The organism is Cellulomonas sp. Root485 (assembly GCF_001426705.1).
GTDB lineage: Bacteria > Actinomycetota > Actinomycetes > Actinomycetales > Cellulomonadaceae > Cellulomonas.
In genome coordinates, this window is sequence record NZ_LMFC01000001.1 from 1,080,009 (window position 1) to 1,100,357 (window position 20,349).

15 protein-coding genes and 1 tRNA gene are annotated in these 20,349 nt (G+C 72.5%); 8 read left to right on the forward strand and 8 right to left on the reverse strand.

Features of this window, described 5'->3' with window-relative positions; genetic code table 11:
* Positions 1-38: 38 nt before the first annotated feature.
* Complete coding sequence (aceE, locus tag ASD16_RS04975) at positions 39-2,783, reverse strand: pyruvate dehydrogenase (acetyl-transferring), homodimeric type (RefSeq protein ID WP_055913607.1); 2,745 nt, start codon at positions 2,781-2,783, stop codon at positions 39-41.
* A gap of 321 nt (positions 2,784-3,104) precedes the next feature.
* On the opposite strand from aceE, the gene ASD16_RS04980 reads away from it, so the two are divergent.
* The 3 genes from ASD16_RS04980 to ASD16_RS04990 all read left to right on the forward strand — a co-directional run bounded on the left by ASD16_RS04980 (position 3,105) and on the right by ASD16_RS04990 (position 4,195).
* Positions 3,105-3,527 (forward strand): DUF3052 domain-containing protein, encoded by a 423-nt coding sequence (locus ASD16_RS04980; protein ID WP_055913610.1) that lies wholly within the window; start codon positions 3,105-3,107, stop codon positions 3,525-3,527.
* Between the two features lie 54 nt (positions 3,528-3,581).
* Positions 3,582-4,061, forward strand: coding sequence for a peroxiredoxin (locus ASD16_RS04985; protein WP_055913613.1), 480 nt, complete (start codon positions 3,582-3,584; stop codon positions 4,059-4,061).
* 60 nt (positions 4,062-4,121) lie between these two features.
* Positions 4,122-4,195 (forward strand) — tRNA-Val (locus tag ASD16_RS04990).
* A 53-nt stretch (positions 4,196-4,248) separates the two neighbouring features.
* Here the strand turns inward: ASD16_RS04990 and ASD16_RS04995 are convergent.
* From ASD16_RS04995 to ASD16_RS05025, 7 genes are all read right to left on the reverse strand, one after another.
* Positions 4,249-4,551 carry a DUF2249 domain-containing protein gene (locus tag ASD16_RS04995; RefSeq protein ID WP_055913616.1) on the reverse strand — a complete coding sequence of 101 codons (303 nt, stop codon included), beginning with the start codon at positions 4,549-4,551 and terminating at the stop codon, positions 4,249-4,251.
* Positions 4,552-4,579: 28 nt separating this feature from the next.
* Positions 4,580-5,329 carry a respiratory nitrate reductase subunit gamma gene (gene narI, locus ASD16_RS05000; RefSeq protein WP_055913619.1) on the reverse strand — a complete coding sequence of 250 codons (750 nt, stop codon included), beginning with the start codon at positions 5,327-5,329 and terminating at the stop codon, positions 4,580-4,582.
* Complete coding sequence (narJ, locus tag ASD16_RS05005) at positions 5,326-6,018, reverse strand: nitrate reductase molybdenum cofactor assembly chaperone (RefSeq protein ID WP_055913622.1); 693 nt, start codon at positions 6,016-6,018, stop codon at positions 5,326-5,328. Before narJ ends, narI begins: the two co-directional genes overlap by 4 nt.
* Positions 6,015-7,700: a nitrate reductase subunit beta gene (narH, locus tag ASD16_RS05010; RefSeq protein ID WP_055913628.1), complete on the reverse strand. Its 1,686-nt coding sequence runs from the start codon at positions 7,698-7,700 to the stop codon at positions 6,015-6,017. The genes narJ and narH overlap by 4 nt, the downstream gene beginning before the upstream one ends.
* Before the next feature lie 13 nt (positions 7,701-7,713).
* Positions 7,714-11,484 carry a nitrate reductase subunit alpha gene (locus ASD16_RS05015; protein WP_055915724.1) on the reverse strand — a complete coding sequence of 1,257 codons (3,771 nt, stop codon included), beginning with the start codon at positions 11,482-11,484 and terminating at the stop codon, positions 7,714-7,716.
* Between the two features lie 11 nt (positions 11,485-11,495).
* Positions 11,496-12,803: an MFS transporter gene (locus ASD16_RS05020; RefSeq protein WP_055913631.1), complete on the reverse strand. Its 1,308-nt coding sequence runs from the start codon at positions 12,801-12,803 to the stop codon at positions 11,496-11,498.
* Between the two features lie 112 nt (positions 12,804-12,915).
* The gene (locus ASD16_RS05025; RefSeq protein ID WP_055913634.1) at positions 12,916-13,641 is read right to left on the reverse strand and encodes a metalloregulator ArsR/SmtB family transcription factor; all 726 of its coding nucleotides are present in this window, start codon (positions 13,639-13,641) and stop codon (positions 12,916-12,918) included.
* Positions 13,642-13,747: 106 nt separating this feature from the next.
* Between ASD16_RS05025 and ASD16_RS05030 the strand changes: the two genes are divergently transcribed.
* The 5 genes from ASD16_RS05030 to ASD16_RS05050 are packed head-to-tail and all read left to right on the forward strand — an operon-like array spanning position 13,748 to position 20,340.
* Positions 13,748-14,896: a hypothetical protein gene (locus tag ASD16_RS05030; protein WP_200942842.1), complete on the forward strand. Its 1,149-nt coding sequence runs from the start codon at positions 13,748-13,750 to the stop codon at positions 14,894-14,896.
* Positions 14,893-17,448: a multicopper oxidase domain-containing protein gene (locus tag ASD16_RS05035; protein WP_055915728.1), complete on the forward strand. Its 2,556-nt coding sequence runs from the start codon at positions 14,893-14,895 to the stop codon at positions 17,446-17,448. Before ASD16_RS05030 ends, ASD16_RS05035 begins: the two co-directional genes overlap by 4 nt.
* A 58-nt stretch (positions 17,449-17,506) precedes the next feature.
* Complete coding sequence (locus ASD16_RS05040) at positions 17,507-18,379, forward strand: MOSC domain-containing protein (protein ID WP_055913637.1); 873 nt, start codon at positions 17,507-17,509, stop codon at positions 18,377-18,379.
* 10 nt (positions 18,380-18,389) lie between these two features.
* Positions 18,390-19,559, forward strand: a complete 1,170-nt coding sequence (locus ASD16_RS05045) for a Nif3-like dinuclear metal center hexameric protein (RefSeq protein ID WP_055915730.1) — start codon at positions 18,390-18,392, stop codon at positions 19,557-19,559.
* 34 nt (positions 19,560-19,593) lie between these two features.
* Positions 19,594-20,340 (forward strand): zinc ribbon domain-containing protein, encoded by a 747-nt coding sequence (locus ASD16_RS05050; RefSeq protein ID WP_055913640.1) that lies wholly within the window; start codon positions 19,594-19,596, stop codon positions 20,338-20,340.
* Positions 20,341-20,349: the final 9 nt, after the last annotated feature.

Here is a 20,349-nt window from a genome sequence, read left to right on the forward strand (position 1 = left end):
TCCGAAGAGGCCGGGCCTTCGTTGCGTCTTCCCTCAGGTCAGCTGTCGCCGCCCGTGTTGCCGGACGTGCCGGCGGTGACGTCGTACAGCCGGTAGCGCTCGATCGCCTGCGCCGGGGCCTCGGGGGCCACCGCGCCGGAGCGGGCGAGCTGCTGGAGCACGCGCACCACGGTCGACGGTCCGTCGATCTTGAAGTGGCGACGGGCCGCGGCGCGGGTGTCCGAGAAGCCGAAGCCGTCGGCGCCGAGCGTGGCGTACGTCCCCGGGACCCACGCGCGCACCTGGTCGGCGACGAGGTGGTCGAAGTCCGTCGTCGCGACGAACGGACCCTCGGCGCCCTGGAGCTTGGCCGTCAGGTACGGCACCCGCTCCTCCTCACCGGGGTGCAGGTAGGCGTGCTGGTCCGCGGCCAGGCCGTCGCGACGCAGCTCGTTCCAGCTGGTCACCGACCACACCGCGGCCTGGACGCCCCAGTCCTCGGCCAGGAGCTTCTTGGCCTCGAGCGCCCACGGCACCGCGACGCCCGACGCCAGGATCTGGGCGCGCGGCCCGTCACCCTCGGCCGGCGCGACCAGGTGGATGCCGCGCAGGATGCCCTCGACGTCGACGCCCTCAGGCTCGGCCGGCTGCTGCATCGGCTCGTTGTAGACGGTCAGGTAGTAGATGACGTCGCGGTCACGGTCGTGACCCTCGCCGTACATCCGCTCGATGCCGTCCTTGACGATGTGCCGGATCTCGTACCCGTAGGCCGGGTCGTAGTGGACGACGTGGGACATGGTGCCGGCCAGCAGCGGCGAGTGGCCGTCGGCGTGCTGCAGACCCTCACCCGTCAGGGTGGTGCGGCCGGCGGTGGCGCCGATGAGGAACCCGCGGGCCATCTGGTCACCGGCGGCCCAGAACTGGTCGCCCGTGCGCTGGAACCCGAACATCGAGTAGTAGAAGTAGAACGGGATCAGGGGCTCGCCGTGCGTCGCGTAGGACGTGCCGACGGCCTGGAACGCCGAGGCGGAACCGGCCTCGTTGATGCCCGTGTGCATGATCTGGCCGGTCTCGGACTCCTTGTAGGAGAGCATGAGCTCGCGGTCCACGGCCATGTAGTTCTGGCCGTTCGTGTTGAAGATCTTGGCGCTCGGGAAGATCGAGTCCAGACCGAAGGTGCGGGCCTCGTCGGGGATGATCGGCACCAGGCGGTGGCCGAACTCCTTGTCCCGCACCAGGTCCTTGAACAGGCGCACGAGGGCCATGGTCGTGGCGACCTCCTGGTGCCCCGAACCCTTGGCCAGACCCTCGTAGACCTTGTCCTCGGGCAGCACGAGCGGCTTGTGCGTCGTGCGGCGCTCCGGCACGAAGCCGCCCAGCTGGCGGCGACGCTCGAGCAGGTACTGGATGCCCTCGTCGTCGGCCCCCGGGTGGAAGTACGGCGGGACGTACGGGTTCTCGTCGATCTGCTCGTCCGTGATCGGGATGTGCAGCGAGTCGCGCAGCGTCTTGAGGTCGTCGGACTTGAGCTTCTTCATCTGGTGCGTGGCGTTGCGGCCCGCGAACCCGGACCCCAGGCCGTAGCCCTTGATGGTGTGGGCCAGGATGACCGTCGGCTGCCCCGTGTGCTCGCGGGCGGCCTTGTAGGCGGCGTAGATCTTGCGGTAGTCGTGCCCGCCGCGCTTGAGCGCCCAGATCTCGTCGTCGGACATCTTCTCGACGAGCTGCTTGGTCCGCGGGTCGCGGCCGAAGAAGTGCTCGCGGATGAACGCGCCGCTCTCGGCGCGGTACGTCTGGAAGTCGCCGTCGGGCGTCGTGTTCATCAGGTTGACGAGCGCGCGGTCCTTGTCGGCGTTGAGCAGCGCGTCCCACTCGCGGCCCCAGATCACCTTGATGACGTTCCAGCCGGCGCCGCGGAACTGCGCCTCGAGCTCCTGGATGATCTTGCCGTTGCCGCGGACGGGGCCGTCGAGCCGCTGCAGGTTGCAGTTGACGACGAACGTCAGGTTGTCCAGACCCTGCTGGCCGGCCAGCTGGAGCATGCCGCGCGACTCGGGCTCGTCCATCTCACCGTCGCCGAGGAACGCCCAGACGTCCTGCTGGCTGGTGTCCTTGATGCCCCGCAGGTGCAGGTAGCGGTTGGTCCACGCCTGGTAGATGGCGGACGCCGGGCCGAGGCCCATCGAGACCGTCGGGAACTCCCACAGGTCCGGTGCGAGGCGCGGGTGCGGGTAGGACGGCAGGCCGCCGCCCGGGTGGGACAGCTCCTGGCGGAACCCGTCCAGCTGGTGGGCCGAGAGCCGGCCCTCGAGGTAGGCGCGGGCGTAGACGCCGGGGGAGGCGTGGCCCTGGAAGTAGACCTGGTCACCGCCGCCCGGGTGGTCCTTGCCACGGAAGAAGTGGTTGAGGCCCACCTCGGTGAGCGTCGCGACCGACGCGTACGAGGAGATGTGCCCGCCGACGCCGATGCCGGGTCGCTGCGCCCGTGTGACCATCACCGCGGCGTTCCAGCGGATCCACGAGCGGTAGCGGCGCTCCAGCGCCTCGTCCCCCGGGAAGTAGGGCTCGTCGTGCACCGCGATGGTGTTGACGTAGGGCGTGTTGAGCGAGGCCGGGATGGCCACGTTCCGCTGTCGCGCGTGCCGCAGCATGCTCAGCAGCACATAGCGCGCGCGAGGGCCGCCCTTCTCGTCGATGAGCCCGTCGAGGGACTCCACCCACTCGCCGGTCTCGTCCGGATCGATGTCCGGCACCTGGCTGAGCAGGCCACCGATGAGCGGTCCTGTCTCGTCGATCGAAGCCACCAGCGCTCCTTGCCTCTCGTCCGCGCGCACGAGCCCGGTCGGCATCGGCGGCGCATCTGGCCCGACCCCAGCGCGCGCGCCGGTGTGGGCGGCGACGACGGGTGCGGGTAGTCGACCCATTCTCTGACCCCACGGGCCCGAAAGTCACACCGAGTACCAGGAACGTCCACGTGACGTCCGCGACAGTGGGCCGCGCGACCGCGCGACACCATCATCCGTGCAGGTCTTGCGTGCGCCCGCCCGGGTGCGGTGGGCTAGCGTGTGCGGCAATGATCAGGCGCTCCCGGACGGGGTCGCCGAGACGGAGGGAGCGGTCCGGACGTGTCATCCACCGCGGACGAAGGCGCGTCGCAGACGGCCGCCCGCTTGGGCTTCACCTCGGGCCAGGTGGTCCAGGAGTTCGGCTACGACGACGACGTGGACGACGAGCTGCGCGCCAGCCTGGAGACCGTCACCGGCACGGAGCTGGTCGACGAGGAGTACGACGATGTCACCGACGGCGCCGTCATCTGGTTCCGCGACGGCGACGGTGACCTCACCGACGCGCTCGTCGACGCCATGACCGTGCTGGACGACGGCGGCCCCATCTGGGTCCTCACGCCCAAGGCCGGCCGTCCCGGGCACGTGTCCCACAGCGACATCGAGGAGGCGGCGACGACCTCCGGGCTGCACGCCATGAGCACCTTCTCGATCGCACCCGACTGGTCCGCCACCCGGCTCGGCGCGCGCGGCCGCGGCCGCTGACCGTCGCCGGCCCACGGATCGCACGGCTCGACGGTCGTTGTTACAGTCCGCGCCATGGACTCCACCGCCCGCACCACGCCCCCGATCGGCGCACCCGCCCCGGAGTTCTCGCTCCCCGACACCCACGGCACGCCCGTGACCCTCAGCGGGCTGGGGGGCGGCCCCGTGGTGATCGTCTTCGTCCCGTTCGCGTTCTCCGGTACGTGCACCGGTGAGCTGTGCGAGCTGCGGGACAACATCAAGGAGTTCGAGGAGGCCGGCGTCCACGTCCTGGTCGTGTCGTGCGACCCGGGCCACTCGCTGCGCGCGTGGGCGGCCCAGGAGGGCTTCGGGTTCGACCTGCTCTCCGACTTCTGGCCGCACGGCGAGGTGGCACGCGCGTACGGCGTCTTCGACGACACCCGGGGCTTCGCGGTGCGCGGCAGCTTCCTGGTCGACGCCGAGGGTGTGCTGCGCTGGAGCCTGGTCAACCCTCCCGGGCGGGCTCGCGACTTCGGGTCCTACCGCGCGGCGCTGGCGGACCTCGCCGCCTGACGACGGCCCGCGCCGGTATCCTTGGCGACCGTCGAGCCGCCCGCGCACCGGGCGGCTCTGGGGCCTGTAGCTCAGCTGGTCAGAGCGCCGCGCTTACACCGCGGAGGTCGCCGGTTCGAAACCGGCCGGGCCCACACCACAGCGTCGCCGCCGCGGCACTGCGACGGCGACGCTGGGCTCGGTGACGTCACCCCAGGCGGGTCAGGCGGACGTGCCAGGCGTCCGGACCGTCCACCAGCACCTCGACGTCGATTACGGCGCGCTCGCGCAGCTGCGCGATGAGCGGGCGGGGCAGGTGCGGGGCGACGAGGACGAGCGACCCGCCGGGCGGGATCGCCTCGAACGCGCCGAAGACGGTCGCGTGCCGGATGGCGTGCGGGATCGGGCGGACGTCGAGCACCGGGTCGGCCTCGTCGTGGCCGCCGCAGCCGCAGGAGTGGCCGGCGGGCTCGGGGGCGGTGGGCAGGATCTCGACGTGCTCGGCGGTCATGGTCTCTCCTCGGGGTGGGTGATGCGGGTCAGCGGGGTGCGCCGGGGCGCTCGACGCGCTCCCAGCCGCGTCGTGGGGCGCGGTTGCCCAGGCGGTCGTCGTCGCGGGTCCGGTAGACGATGTAGGGCCGCGTGACGTAGCCGAGCGGCGCGGAGAACACGTGCACCAGCCGCGTGAACGGCCAGAGGCCGAACAGCGCGAGGGCGCACAGGATGTGCAGCTGGAACGCCACGGGCACGTCGGCCATCAGGGCGGGGTCGGGCTGGAACGTCAGCAGCCCGCGCACCCACGGCGACACCGAGCCGCGGTAGTCGTAGGCGTCGCCGAGCACCTGGAACATGACGGTGGCGGCGGTGCCGAACGCCAGGGTCGCGCCGAGTACCACGTACATGAGCTTGTCCATGCGGGTCGTGGCCAGGAAGACGGGTCCGACGGTCCGGCGGCGGTAGACGAGGATCGCGAGCCCGGCGAGCGTGAGCACCGCGGCGATGGTGCCGGCCCAGGTGGCGACCAGGTGGTACGCGTGCTCCGTGACGCCGACGGCCTCGAGCCACGTCCGGGGGATCAGCAGACCGACGACGTGCCCGCCGATCACCATGAGGATCCCGATGTGGAACATCGGCGACCCGGCCCGCAGCAGGCGCGACTCGTAGACCTGCGACGAGCGGGTGGTCCAGCCGAAACGGTCGTACCGGTACCGCCACAGGTGGCCGACGACGAACACGGCCCCGGCGACGTACGGGAGCACCACCCACAGCAGGATGTCGCGCGTCGTCATGCCGGTACCTCCGAACGGACGGTGGGGAACGGGAGCAGCGGTGCGGACAGGCCGACGGTCTCCGACGGCGGGCCGCTCGCGACCAGGTCGGCGAACCGCGCCGCGGTGGCGTCGTCGATCGGGGGCAGCGTGAGGCACACCGCGTCGAGCAGGTGCGCGTACGGGGTGCCCGCGTGGTGCAGGGCGGAGCGCAGGAGCTCGATCCCGGCACGGTGGGTGCCCAGCAGGGTGTCGGCGACCGGTCCCGGCTCACGCCCCGACAGCTCGAGGACGGTCGGCAGGTGGTCGGGCAGCTCGTCGTCCGGCGGCTCCCAGCCGCACGCGCGGTAGGCCTCGACGAACGTCACGAGCGCCATGCCGCGGCGCCGCGTGTCACCCGCCGCGTAGTACGTCAGGTAGAGCGCGCACCGACGGCGCAGGTCGAACGTCTCCACGTAGTGCGCCTGCTGGGTGTCGAGGTCGTGCGGCTCGACCGCGTCGAGGTACCGCGCGAACGCCGCCGCGACGTCGTCGGACAGGATCCCGGTCGTGTCGCGCAGCAGCCCGTGCCGCTCGCGCAGCTCCGCCGTCGGGTACTCGAGCAGCAGCGACGCCGCCAGGTGCGCGATCACGCGCTGCCGCGGGTGCGCGTCGACGGGGTCGAGGAACGGCAGAGACGGCGCGCGGCCCGCGCCCGCTCGGCGCCTCATGCGCCGGCCTCCGGTCCGTCGCCGTAGCCGTCGTGGCCGGGCTCCGGCGGGAACAGCCCGGGTGGGGCCCCGTTGCCGTCCCAGTTCAGCAGGTTGACGCGCGTGGGCTGCGACGGCCCCGCGGCCTTGTCCGCGGTCTGCCGGTTGCGCAGCGCGTGGAACGTCTCGACGGCGGCACGCACCGGGCGTCCCGACGACGAGCCGAACCGCCCGCCGCCGCCCATGCCGGGGCCGCCGTCGACGTCGAGCGAGCAGCCCGTCGCGGTCTCCTCGAGGGCGGCGGCGCTCTCGGCGTGCGCGGCGGGGATCACGTAGCGGTCCTCGTACTTCGCGATGGCGAGCAGGCGATACATGCCCTCGATCTGTGCGGCGGTCATGCCGACCGACGCGGCGATGCGGGGGTCCTGCTCGGTCCCCAGGTTCACGTTGCGCATGTGCGCGCGCATCGCGGCGAGGCGCTGGAGCACGGCCGTGACCGGCGCCGTCTCGCCCGCCGTGAACAGGCCGGCCAGGTACTCCACGGGGATCCGGAGCCGGTCGATGGCGGCGAACAGCGTCCGGGCGTCCTCGCCGTCGTTGCCCGACCCCGTGACGACGTCGACCACCGGCGACAGCGGCGGGATGTACCAGACCATCGGCATGGTCCGGTACTCCGGGTGCAGCGGCAGCGCCACCTCGTAGGTGCTGATCAGGGACCAGATGGGGGAGCGCTGGGCGGCGTCGATCCAGTCGCGAGGGATGCCCTCGCGCTCGGCACCGGCGATGACCTCGGGGTCGTGCGGGTCCAGCAGCACGGACCGCTGGGCGGCCAGCAGCTCGGCGGGGTCCTCCACCGAGGCGGCCTCCAGGACGCGGTCGGCGTCGTACAGCACCAGCCCGAGGTAGCGCAGGCGGCCGACGCACGTCTCCGAGCAGACGGTCGGCAGCCCCACCTCGAGACGCGGGTAGCACATCGTGCACTTCTCGGCCTTGCCGGTCTTGTGGTTGAAGTAGACCTTCTTGTACGGGCAGCCGGACACGCACATGCGCCAGCCGCGGCACTGGTCCTGGTCGACGAGCACGATGCCGTCCTCGGCCCGCTTGTACATCGCGCCCGACGGGCACGACGCGACGCAGGACGGGTTCAGGCAGTGCTCGCAGATGCGCGGCAGGTAGAACATGAACGCCTGCTCGAGCTCGGCCGTGACGCTCTCGCTCATCTGCTTCAGGACCGGGTCGTCCTGCATGGTCTCCATCGACCCGCCGAGGTTGTCGTCCCAGTTCGCCGACCAGTGGATCTGCATCGCCTTGCCCGTGAGCAGCGACATGGGACGCGCGACGGGGGTGTGCTCGCCCTGCGGCGCCGAGAGCAGGGTGTCGTACTCGTAGGTCCACGGCTCGTAGTAGTCCTGGATCTCCGGCAGCCGGGGGTTCGAGAAGATGTGTGCGAGCTTGGTGAACCGGCCGCCCGACCGGAGCTTGAGGCGCCCGCGCTTGTTCCGGACCCAGCCGCCGCCCCACTTCTCCTGGTCCTCGTACCCGCGCGGGTAGCCGACGCCGGGCCGGGTCTCGACGTTGTTGAACCAGACGTACTCGACGCCCGTGCGGTTGGTCCACGCCTGCTTGCACGTGACCGAGCAGGTGTGGCACCCGATGCACTTGTCGAGGTTCATCACCATCGCCATCTGCGCCATGACCTTCATGCGATGCTCCCCATCAGTACGTCACGTCCTGCGAGCGACGGCGGATCGTGGTGACCTCGTCGCGCTGGTTGCCCGTGGGGCCGAGGTAGTTGAACGCGAACGACAGCTGCGCGTACCCGCCGATCAGGTGCGACGGCTTGAGCAGGACGCGGGTCAGCGAGTTGTGGATGCCGCCACGCAGGCCGGAGGTCTCGGACCGGGGGACATCCACGGTGCGGTCCTTGGCGTGGTACATGAAGACCGTGCCCGCGGGCATCCGGTGGCTGACGATCGCGCGGGCGACGACGACGCCGTTGCGGTTGTAGGCCTCGATCCACTCGTTGTCGCGGACACCGATCGTCGTGGCGTCCTGCGGGGACATCCAGATGGTCGGACCGCCGCGGGACAGCGAGAGCATGAAGAGGTTGTCCTGGTACTCGGAGTGGATCGACCACTTGGAGTGCGGGGTCAGGTAGCGCACCGTCACCTCGGCGTGGCCCTCGGACCCCGGTGCTCCCGAGGGGTCCGTCGAGCCGAGGCGCTTGTCACCGAACAACCGGCCCAGGTCCAGTGGCGGCCGGTAGACGGGCAGGTTCTCGCCGAGCTCGCTCATCCAGTCGTGGTCGAGGAAGAAGTGCTGCCGGCCCGTGAGGGTGTGCCACGGCTTGAGCTGCTCGACGTTGATCGCGAACGCGGTGTACCGACGGCCGCCGTGCTCCGAGCCGGACCACTCGGGCGAGGTGATCACGGGCACGGGACGCGCCTGCACGTCGGGGAACGTGATCCGCTTGCCCTCGTGCTCGCGGGCGAGCCACGCGAGCTCGGTGCCCGACTGCTTCTCGACGTCCTCGAAACCCTGCACCGCGAGGCGACCGTTGGTCGTGCCCGAGAGCGCGAGGATCGTCTCGCAGACGTGCTGGGCGGTCGCGAGCCGGGGCCGGCCCGCGGCAGGGCCGTCGGTGACGACCCCGTTGAGCCGGCCGAGCTCGGCGACCTCGGTGTCCGGCATGAACTTCACGCCCTTGGTCACCATGCCGGCCGTCGCGGTCAGCGGGCCGAGCGACGTGAGGCGGTCGGCCAGCGCGGGGTAGTCCCGCTCGACGACCACGAGCCTGGGCATCGTCACGCCGGGGACCAGGTCCTCGACGTCCCTGACGGTGCCGTGCGGGGTGGTCATCTCGTCCGGGGTGTCGTGCAGGAGCGGCACGGCGACGAGGTCCTCGCGCTTGCCGAGGTGCCCGACCGAGAGCTTCGAGACCGCCTTCGCGAGCGTGACGAAGATGTCGAAGTCCGTGCGGGTCTGCCACGGCGGGGCGATGGCCGGGTTGAACGAGTGCACGAACGGATGCATGTCCGTCGTGGACAGGTCGTGCTTCTCGTACCAGGTGGCGGCAGGCAGCACCACGTCGGAGAACAGGGTCGTCGACGTCATGCGGAAGTCGCTGGTGACGAGCAGGTCGAGCTTGCCGCGCGGCGCCTCGTCGTGCCAGGTCATCGTGTTCGGGCGACGGTCCGGGCCCGACTCCTCGGCCATGACGGCCGAGTCGGTGCCGAGCAGGTGGCGCAGGAAGTACTCGTTCCCCTTGCCCGACGACCCGAGGATGTTGGCCCGCCAGACCGTCAGCACCCGAGGGAAGTTCACCGGGTCGTCAGGGTCCTCGACGGCGAACTTCAGCCGGCCCTCGCGGAGCTCGTCGACGACGTGCGCCGCCGGGTCCTTGCCCGCGGCGCGAGCCTCGTCGATCAGCTCGAGCGGGTTGCGGTTGAACGTCGGATAGCTGGGCATCCACCCGCGCTTCGCGGACTCGACCAGGCAGTCGGCGGTGGTCCTGCCCGCGAACAGGCCCTCGGCCAGCGGCGATGCGAGCGCGTCGGCGGGCAGCCCGTCGTAGCGCCACTGGTCCGTGGCCAGGTACCAGAACGCGGTGCCGATCATCTGCCGTGGCGGTCGGACCCAGTCGAGGCCGAACGCGTACTGCGCCCAGCCGGTGACGGGCCGGCACTTCTCCTGGCCCACGTAGTGCGCCCAGCCGCCGCCGTTGACGCCCTGGCAGCCGGTCATCGTGACGAGCGCGAGGAACGTGCGGTAGATCGTGTCGGAGTGGAACCAGTGGTTGGTGCCCGCGCCCATGAGGATCATCGAGCGGCCGCCCGACGCCTCGGCGTTCTCCGCGAACTCGCGCCCGATGCGCTCGGCCGCCGCGGCGGGCACGCCGGTGATCTCCTCCTGCCAGGCCGGCGTCCCGGGCGTGCTCGGGTCGTCGTAGCCGGTCGGCCAGGTGCCGGGCAGACCGACGCGGCCGACCCCGTACTGGGCGAGCAGGAGGTCGAACACCGTCGTGACCAGCGCGTCGCCGATGCGGGTCACGGGCACGCCGCGGCGCACCACGCCTGCACCGCCGGTGTGCTCGCCGCCCGGTCCTTCGGGCGCCACGTCGAACCGCGGCAGGTCCACGGCGACGGCCGTTCCGTCGTGGGTGTCGAGGTCCGCCACGGACATCACCGGCCGGATCGTGCCCAGGTCCAGGTTCCAGGAGCCGGCCTGCGCCGCGTCGAACCGGTGCCCGAGGGTCCCGTTCGGCACGCGCGGGGAGCCGTCGGCGTCGAGCACGACGGTCATGAACGCGGCGTCCCTGCCGTGGGTGTCGCGCGGGACGCCGTCGGGTCCGGCGACCGGCCCGTCGACCTGGTCGGCCGTGAGGAACTTGTCGGGCACCCACGCGTCGCCGCGCTGCCGCAGCGTGATCAGGTGCGTCGCGTCGGTGTACGTCGACATGTACTCGGCGAACCGTGCGGTGCGCCGCTCGACGAGGAACTCCCGCAGGATCACGTGCCCCATCGCGGTGGCCAGCGCGCCGTCGGTGCCCGGGTGCGGAGCGAGCCACTCGTCGGCGAACTTCGTGTTGTCGGCGTAGTCGGGGGAGACCGTGACGACCTTCTGGCCGCGGTAGCGCGCCTCGGTCATGAAGTGCGCGTCGGGCGTGCGCGTGACCGGCACGTTCGAGCCCCACATCATCAGGTAGCTCGCGTTCCACCAGTCGGCGGACTCCGGGACGTCCGTCTGGTCGCCGAACACCTGCGGCGACGCGACGGGCAGGTCCGCGTACCAGTCGTAGAACGACAGCATCGTGCCGCCGAGCATCGAGACGAACCGCGCACCCGAGCCGTGCGACACCATCGACATCGCGGGGATCGGGGAGAACCCTGCGACGCGGTCCGGGCCGTACGTCTTGATGGTGTGCACGTGCGCGGCCGCGACGATCTCCGAGGCCTCGTCCCAGGTGGCGCGGATCAGCCCGCCCTTGCCGCGCGCCGACTTGTACGAGCGTGCCGTCTCGGGGTCGCCGGTGACCTCGGCCCAGGCGAGCACCGGGTCGCCCGTGCGCTGCTTGGCGGCCCGGTACGCCCGGAGCAGCGCACCGCGTACGTACGGGTAGCGCACGCGCGTGGGTGAGTACGTGTACCAGGAGAAGGCAGCCCCACGCGGGCAGCCGCGGGGCTCGTACTCGGGGGAGTCGGGACCGACCGAGGGGTAGTCGGTCTGCTGGGTCTCCCAGGTGATGATCCCGTCCTTGACGTACACCTTCCACGAGCACGACCCCGTGCAGTTCACGCCGTGCGTCGAACGGACCACCTTGTCGTGGCTCCAGCGGTCCCGGTAGAACGCGTCGCCCTCGCGACCGCCCTCCAGGAACAGCGCACGCTTGTCCGGCGACATCGTGCCCGGCCGCAGGCGGGACCCGAGGGCCAGGAGCGCGTCGACGGCCGCGTTGTCGGTGCCGGGCTTGTCGGTGCGTGCGGTCACGACGGCCTCCTTCAGCTGGGGCGGGGTGCGCCGGGGCGGGCGTACTGGCGCCACACCAGGACGGTGCAGAGCGCGAAGTACACGGCGGCCCCGATGAAGAACGCCTGGGGTGCGACGAGCGAGAGCCCGACGCCGACGAGGAACGGACCGAACGCGGCGATGGCCGAGGTGAACCCGATGACGCCGCCCGCGCGGCGGCGCTCGAAGATCATGGGCATCTGCTTGAACGTGCCGGCGTTCCCGATACCGGCGAACGTGAAGATCGTGAGCATGCCGCCGAGGAACAGGCCGAACGTGCTGGTGTCGGTCGGTGCCAGGAAGCAGGCGGTGAACACCGTCGCGGCCGTCATGCCGATGCCGGCCACGAGCGACCACACCGCACCGCCGAACCGGTCGCACAGCGGACCCCAGGCCGCCCGGGTGATCGAGCCCAGCAGCGGGCCCAGGAAGACGTACTTCAGCGGGTCGGGCGCGCCCTCCATGCCCTCGTACATGTTCTTGATGAGCAGGCCGAGCTGGGCCGCGAAGCCGGAGAAGGCGCCGAACGTCATGAGGTAGACGGCCGTCATGTACCAGGTGTGCTTCTCACCGAAGATGTCGAGCTGCTGCCGGAAGTTCGCCGTGACCGGGACGCGGCGCAGCCAGACCGCCGCGAGGACCATGCCGAGCAGCACCCACGGGATGAGCACCAGACCGGCGTTGTGCAGCCAGATCGAGGAGCCGTCGGCACGCTGCTGCGGGGTGAGCGCCGCGGTCCCGAGCAGGCCGAAGCCCACGACCCACGGCACGAGCAGCTGGATGAGGCTGACCCCGAAGTTGCCGATGCCGGCCTGCAGGCCCAGCGCGGTGCCCGCCATGCGGCGCGGGAAGAAGTAGCTGGTCGACGGCATGAACCCCGCGAACGCACCGCCGCCGATGCCCGACGCTGCCGCCAGGAGCAGCAGCATCGCGTACGGCGTGCCCGGGTCCCGCACGGCGAGCACCCAGCCCACCATCGGCAGCAGGAGCAGCGTCGCCGAGCCACCGACCAGGGTGCGCGTCCCGACGACCGGCGGCAGGAACATGTAGACGAGCCGCGCGAGCCCGGCCGAGAGCCCCGGGATCGCCGCGAGCCAGTAGAGCTGACCCGTCGTCAGGTCGTACCCGATGTCGTTGAGCCGCGGCGCGATCGCGCTGACGAGATACCAGACGCAGAACGCCAGCGTCAGGTTGTACGTCGTGATCCACAGCGTGCGCCACGCCAGCCGTCGGTCCCAGGTGGACTCGTTCTCCGGGTCCCAGTGCGACAGATCTGGCCCGCGCAGGGTGAGGCTGGACATCGGGACCTCCCGCGGTCATCCGTTCCGTGAGCCCGCAGCTCGGGTTCACGGCGAGCATGTCCGCGGTGTCAGGGGCCGTGCGCGGGAAAAGACCGTGGAAAATCCGAACGGCTCACAGGGGCTCGGCCGGGCTCTCCACGTCGTCGCGACGCAGCTGCAGGACGCAGTGCTCCGGCCCGACGAACGGCAGGAGCTCGCGGGCCGCGACCGGCCCGGGCACGGCGTCGAGCACACCCTGCGCGAGGCCGAGGTGCACGTTGCACACGACCTCGGGCCGTGCCTTCGCCAGGTCGAGGAACGGGCACCGGTACAGGTGGAACGCCAGCTGCGTGCGGTCGAGCTCCGGGTCGAAGCCGAGCCGTTCCAGGTGACCCTCGAGCGCGTCGAGCTGGCGGTCGGCACCCACCGTGCTCGTCGTCGGGGAGATGGGCGGCAGGTCCTGGTCGACGATCATCGCCCGGCCGGCTGCCTGTGCCGCGGCCGTCGGCGAGGCGACCTCGCGCCCGTATCCCTCGAGCAGGATGCGGGTCAGGGCGACCCGCGCGATCGACTCCTCGATCCGGTCCTGCTCGCGCGGGTCGGTACGCAGGTCGTCCGCCGACACCGCGCGGTAGACCATCCGCGGACGCCCCCGCACGGTGCGCCGCTCGGGATGGCGCTGCGCGAAGCCGTCGGAGACCAGCCGCTGCAGGTGCTCGCGCGTGGTGTTCTCGTGCAGCCCCGTCGCCACGGCGAGCTCGCCGATCGTGTGCTCGCCACCGTCCTGCAGCAGGTGCAGCAGGTCCACGCGGCTGCCGGACGCCAGCGTGCGTGCGGCCGGGGTGCGGCGGACGGACATGGAAGAAGTATCGGTCGGGACCGTGCCGTGGTCATGGGTCGGAGGTCCCGTCGGCAGGACGTTCGTCCCGGGACGACGCACGGCGTGGATAACTAGCGTCGGAGCCGTGCAAAACCCTGGCGGCACGGGCCGTCCCCCGCTGCGGCTCGTGCTGCTCGCGCCCGCCGGGCTCGCCATGCTGGCCGGGCTCGACGGTGCGCTGCTGCTCCTGGGCGTGCCCGCACCGATCCGTCTCGACCGGCTCGCCGACGTGCACGGCCAGCTCATGGTCCTCGGTGTCGTCGGCACCCTCGTCGCGCTGGAGCGGGCCGTCGCGGTGCGCCGACGCCTCGCCTTCTCCTCGCCGCTGCTGCTCGCGGCCGGTTCGCTCGCGCTGCTGAGCACCGCCCCTCTCGCCGTCGGGCACGCGCTGCACCTCGCGGGGACGGTCGCGCTCGTCGGGACCTACGTCGTCGTGTGGCGCCGGCAGCCGGCGCCGGCGATCGCCGTCCAGGGCGCAGGGGCAGCCGCGGCGGTGGGATCCGCTCTGCTGATCCTCGCGGGGGTCCCGGTGCCCGTGGTCACGCCGTGGTTCGTCGCGTTCCTCGTGCTCACCGTCGTCGGCGAGCGCATCGAGCTCATGCGTGTCGCCGCGCCACCGGCATCCGTCCGCGCGGGGATCGTCGGCGCCGGGCTCGCGCTCCTCGGGGGGTCGGCCGTGGCCCTGCTGCACCCGCGAGCGGGGGGTGCCGTGCTCGGCCTGGCGCTCGTCTCGCTGGCGGTCCTCCTCGCGCGTCACGACGTGGCCCGCCGGACGGTCCGCAGCACGGGACTGCCGCGTTTCATGGCCCTCGCGATGCTCGCGGGGTTCGCGTGGCTGGGCGTCGCGGGAGGGGTGTGGCTGCTCGGCGGAGCGGTGACGGACGGACGCGCCTACGACGCCGTGCTGCACGCCGTGTTCCTCGGCTTCGTCATGTCGATGGTCATGGCGCACGCGCCCGTGATCCTGCCCGCCGTGCTGCGGCGGCCGCTGCCGTACCGGCCGGTGATGCTCGCCCCGCTGCTCCTGCTGCACGTCTCGCTCGCCTTCCGGCTCGTGGTCGGGGACGGGTGGGGGAGCGTGGCCGCCGTCCGCGTGGGCGGTGTCGCGAACGTCGTGGCCGTCCTCGCGTTCCTCGGGGTGGCGGTGTGGAGCGTCGCCGCCGGGCCGCCGGCTCGTCCGACGGTCGCCGCCGTGCCGGTCGAACCGCTGGTCCGAGAGGCGGCGCTGCGATGAGCCGCGCATCCTGGCACCTGCGCGCGAACGCGCTCGTCGGCGCGTGGCTCGTGGCAGCAGCCCTGCTCGCGCTGGCCCACCGGGCCGTGCCGGCCGCCCCGTGGCTGCTCGTCCATCTGCTCCTGCTCGGCGCCGTGAGCACGGCGATCCTCGTCTGGAGCCAGCACTTCGCGGACACCCTCCTGCGCCGGCCTGCGTGGGGCGGGCGCCTCGGGCTCACCGTGCGGCTCGCCGTGCACACCGTCGGCGCCCTTGCCGTGGTGATCGGCGTCGTCGGGTCGACCGGGTGGCTCGTCGTCGCGGGTGCGGTGCTCGTGGCCGCAGCCGCGCTCGCGCAGGTGGGCATCATGGTCGTGCAGTCGCGCGCCGCGCTCCCGTCGAGGTTCAGCCACGCGGTCCGGTACTACGTGGCGGCGGGGCTGGTGCTGCCCGTCGCGGTCGCGTGCGGCGTCCTGATGGCGCGCGGGCACGTGAGCGACGTCGTCCACGCCCGGTTGTACGTCGGGCACGTCGCCCTCGCGCTCCTGGGCTGGGTCGGGCTCACCGTGCTCGGCACCCTCGTGGTCCTGTGGCCGACGGTGCTGCACGCCCGGATCGAGCCGGCGCAGGAGAGCGCGGGCCGCAGGGCGCTGCCCGTCGTGCTCCTCGGCCTGGTGCTCGTCACCGCGGGTGCAGCGAGCGGATGGCGGGTGCTCGTCGGGCTCGGCGCGGTCGTCGTGGCCCTCGGCACCGCGATCGGCGGCAGCGTCATGGTGGCCCAGGCGCGCACGTCGCCGCCGCGCACCTACGCCGCCTGGACCCTCGCCGCCGCGGTCGCGTGGCTCGTGGCGTGCACGGTGGCGTTCGGGGCCCTCGTCGTGGCCGCCCCGGGGTGGGTCGCGGCTGCCGACGACCTCCGCGTCCTGGTGGCTCCCTTCGCGGTGGGGTTCGCCGCGCAGATCCTCGTCGGCTCCCTCTCGTACCTGCTGCCCGTGGTCCTCGGGGGCGGACCGGCCACCGCACGACGGACCGCGGCAGAGCTCGACCGCGAGGCACTGCTGCGGGTGGTGCTGGTCAACGGTGGCCTCGTGCTGTTCGCCGCACCGGTGCCCAGCGCCGTGCGGGTCCTCGCGTCGTTCGTCGTGCTCGGCGCGCTCGTCGCGTTCCTGGCACTCGCCGGCCGCGCGGTGCGCGCCGCACTCCGCCACGAGGGGGTCCCGGTGTCCGCGACCGGCTCGTCGCGCAGCGGGGCAGCCGTCGTCGCGACCGGTCTGCTCGCGATGGTCGTCGCGCTGGGGGTCGCCGTCGACCCCGCGGCCGCGGGCATCGGGTCCAGCACGCCGACCGATCCGACCGTTGCGACGGGGCGCACCACGACCGTCGCCGTGCGCGCGCTCGACATGCGCTTCAGCCCGTCGACCGTGCAGGTCCCGGTGGGCGACACGCTCGTGCTCGAGGTGACGAACGAGGACGACGACGTCCACGAGCTCGTCGTCGAGACGGGTGCCGGGTCGGGCCGTCTGTCGCCCGGCGAGCAGGGCACGGTCGACGTGGGTGTCGTCGGCGGCGACCTCGACGGGTGGTGCCCCGTGGCCGGTCACCGCCAGATGGGGATGACCCTGACGATCGTCGCGACGGGTGCGCCGACCGCGGCTGCCGAGCACGCGGAGCATCCTGAGCACACTGCCGGACCCGACCTGATGGCGACCCCGGAGCCGTCGTTCACCCCGCACGAGGCTGCCGTGGCCCCCGCCGAACCCGGCTCCACGACGCATCGCGTGACGCTCACGGTGTCGGAGGTCGTGCGCGAGGTGGCACCCGGCGTGACGCAGCGGCTGTGGACGTTCGGCGGCCAGGCGCCGGGACCGGTGCTGCGCGGCCGCGTCGGGGACCGGTTCGAGATCACCCTCGTCAACGACGGGTCCCTCGGCCACTCGATCGACTTCCACGCCGGCGCGCTCGCGCCCGACGACGTGATGCGGACGATCCAGCCGGGGGAGTCGCTCACGTACGAGTTCACGGCGACGCGGTCCGGGATCTGGATGTACCACTGCTCGACGATGCCGATGTCGCTGCACATCGCCAACGGGATGTTCGGCGCGGTCATCATCGACCCGCCCGGCCTGCCCGACGTGGACCGCGAGTACGTGCTCGTGCAGTCCGAGCTCTACCTGGGTGCGCAGGGGGACGTCGCCGACGCGGCGAAGGTGGTCGCGCGGACGCCCGACCTCGTCGTGTTCAACGGGTACGCGAACCAGTACCGCGACCGACCGCTGGAGGCCGAGGCGGGTGAGCGTGTGCGCTTCTGGGTCCTCGACGCCGGGCCGTACCTGTCGAGCGCGTTCCACGTCGTCGGTGGCCAGTTCGACACCGTCTACCGTGAGGGCGACTGGGTGCTGAGGGACGGCGGCTCGACGGGCACGGGTGGCGCGCAGGTGCTCGACCTCGCGCCCGCCCAGGGCGGGTTCGTCGAGCTGACGTTCCCCGAGCCGGGCACCTACGCCTTCGTGACCCACGCGATGGCCGACGCCGAGGCGGGTGCGCTCGGGCGGGTGCTGGTCACTGAGGACTGACGGCCCCGTCGGCGCGGGGGCGACTCCACCCGGACGCAGCGATTGTTAGGGTCCGACCATGTCGGAGCCAGCCCTCGTCGTCTCGGCGCTCACCCTCTTCCCGGTGAAGTCGTTCGCCGGCGCCCCGATGACGTCGATGGAGCTCGAGATCGCAGGCCCGCGAGGCGACCGCCGCTGGATGGTCGTCGACGAGCACGGCTCGACGCTCACCGCCCGCAGCCACCCGCGCATGCTCGCCGCCCGGGCGACGTCGTACGACGGCGGGGTGCGCCTGCGAGCCGATGGTCTGCCGACGCTCGACGTGGCCGAACCGGCGGGGCCGCCCGACGTTCCCGTGCAGCTCACGCGCCTCGACACCGCGACGCGTGCGGGCGACGAGGCCGACGCGTGGGTCTCGGAGCTCCTCGGGCAGCGCGCGAGCCTCGTCTGGCTGGACGACCCGGCCCGCCGGGGGATGGCGGAGAAGCACGGCGGGACGCTCGCGGACCCGCTCGCCCTCACCGACACCGGACCGGTGCACGTGACCTCGACGGCGTCGCTCCGCCGCCTCGACGCGTGGGCCGCCGAGCTGCACGACGAACGGGTCGCCCGCGCCGTCGAGAAGGGCGACGAGGCGCCCGCTCCCCGCACCGCTCTCGACATGCGACGGTTCCGGCCCAACCTGGTGGTCGACGGCGACCTGGAGCCCTTCGTCGAGGACGGCTGGGCGACGCTGGTGGTCGGGGACGTCGAGCTGAGGTTCGCCGACCACTGCGGGCGGTGCGTCCTGACCACGATCGACCCGGACACGCAGGCCAAGGGCAAGGAACCCCTCGCGTCGCTGGCCCGGCACCGGCGGCGCGACGGCGAGGTCTGGTTCGGCATCCAGATGGTCCCGGTGCGGGGCGGCGTCGTCACGGTCGGCGACCGCGTCGAGACGTCGGACCGGTAGCGTGCGCCACGTGACCTCACCGGCCCTGGCGGACGTCGTCCGGCTGCTCGAGCGCCGCTACCCGCCGTCCACGGCCGAGTCGTGGGACGCGGTCGGCCTGGTCACCGGCGACCCGACCCAGCCCGTCCGCCGCGTCCTGTTCGCCGTCGACCCCGTGGCCACCGTCGTCGACGAGGCGACAACCTGGGGCGCCGACCTCGTGGTGACGCACCACCCGCTGCTCCTGCGGCCGGTGCACTCCATCGCGGCCACGACGTTCAAGGGCGCCCTCCTGCACACGCTCGTCCGCTCCGGCACCGCCCTGTACACCGCGCACACCAACGCCGACGCGGCGACCGGGGGAGTCAACGACGCCCTGGCCGCGGCGCTCGGCCTCGTCGACACGGTGCCTCTCGATCCCGTACCCGCCGAGGCCCTGGACAAGCACGTGGTGTTCGTCCCCGTCGCGGACGCCGAACGCCTGGTCGACGCGCTCGCAGCCGCGGGCGCGGGAGCGATCGGCGAGTACACGCGCTGCGCGTGGACGTCGACCGGCCAGGGCACGTTCACCCCGTCCGACGCCGCGTCGCCCACCATCGGCTCGGCCGGCGAGGCGTCGCACGTGGTCGAGGCGCGCGTCGAGATGGTGGCCCCGCGCCGCCTGCGCTCGTCGGTCGTCGCGGCCATGCGCACCGCCCACCCGTACGAGGAGCCGGCCTTCGACGTGCTCGAGCTCGCCCCGTGGCCCGGCTCGACCGGCACCGGCCGCGTCGGCACGCTGGCGGGACCGACGACGCTGCGCGCGTTCGCGGCCACCGTCGCCGCCGCGCTGCCGGCGACCGTCCAGGGCGTGCGGTTCGCGGGCGATCCCGACGGTCGGGTCGAGCGCGTCGCGGTGGTCGGTGGGTCGGGCGACTCGTTCTTCGACGCCGTCCGCGCCTCGGGCGCAGACGCCTACGTGACGGCCGACCTGCGCCACCACCCGACCTCCGAGCTGCGCGAGCGCGCGGACCACGAGGGCTCAGCCACGCCCTACCTCGTCGACGTCGCCCACTTCGCCTCCGAGTGGCCGTGGCTCGCCCTCGCGGCCCACGCCCTGGAGCAGGACGCCGCCGCCGCGGGCACTACGGTGGAGACCCGCGTCAGCACGGTGAGCACCGACCCGTGGACGGGACGCGTCGCGAGCCCGGAAACCGCATGAAGCCTCACACCACAGCACCGCCGGAAGGACACCCGTGACGACTGCACCCGCAGCGGACCAGCGCCGACTGCTCGACGTCCAGGCCCTCGACACCCGCCTGGACCAGATCGCCCACAAGAAGCGCACGCTGCCGGAGCTCGCGCGGCTGACCGAGCTGGGCTCGCAGGTCACCGACCTGCACACCGCCCTGGTCACGTCCCAGACGGCTGTCAGCGACCTGCAGCGTGAGCTGCGCAAGGCGGAGGCGGACGTCGAGCAGGTGCGGGTGCGTGCCGCGCGCGACCAGGCCCGGCTCGACTCGGGCACCGGCAGCCCCAAGGACCTCCAGGCGCTGCAGAGCGAGCTCGTCACCCTCGGGCGGCGTCAGGCGGAGCTCGAGGAGGTCGAGCTCGACGTCATGGAGCGGCTCGAGGCCCACGAGAAGGCGCTCGCCGAGGTCACGACCGCGCACGAGTCGCTCGCCGAGAAGCGTGCCGGGGTCGAGGCGGAGCGTGACGCCGCGTATGCCGCGCTCGACGCCGAGGCGGAGACGGTCCGCGCCGAGCGCGCGACGGCCGTCGACGGCCTGGACGCCGGGCTGGTGACGCTCTACGAACGCCTGCGCGCCCAGCTGGGCGGCAAGGGTGCCGGTGCCCTGCGCGGGCGACGGTGCGAGAGCTGCCGGCTCGAGCTCAACCCGCTGGACGTCGAGGCGATCGTCAAGTCCCCGGAGGACCAGGTGGCGCGCTGCGAGGAGTGCGGCCGCATCCTCGTGCGCCTCCCCGAGCCCGCGAAGGGCTGAGCCGGGGAG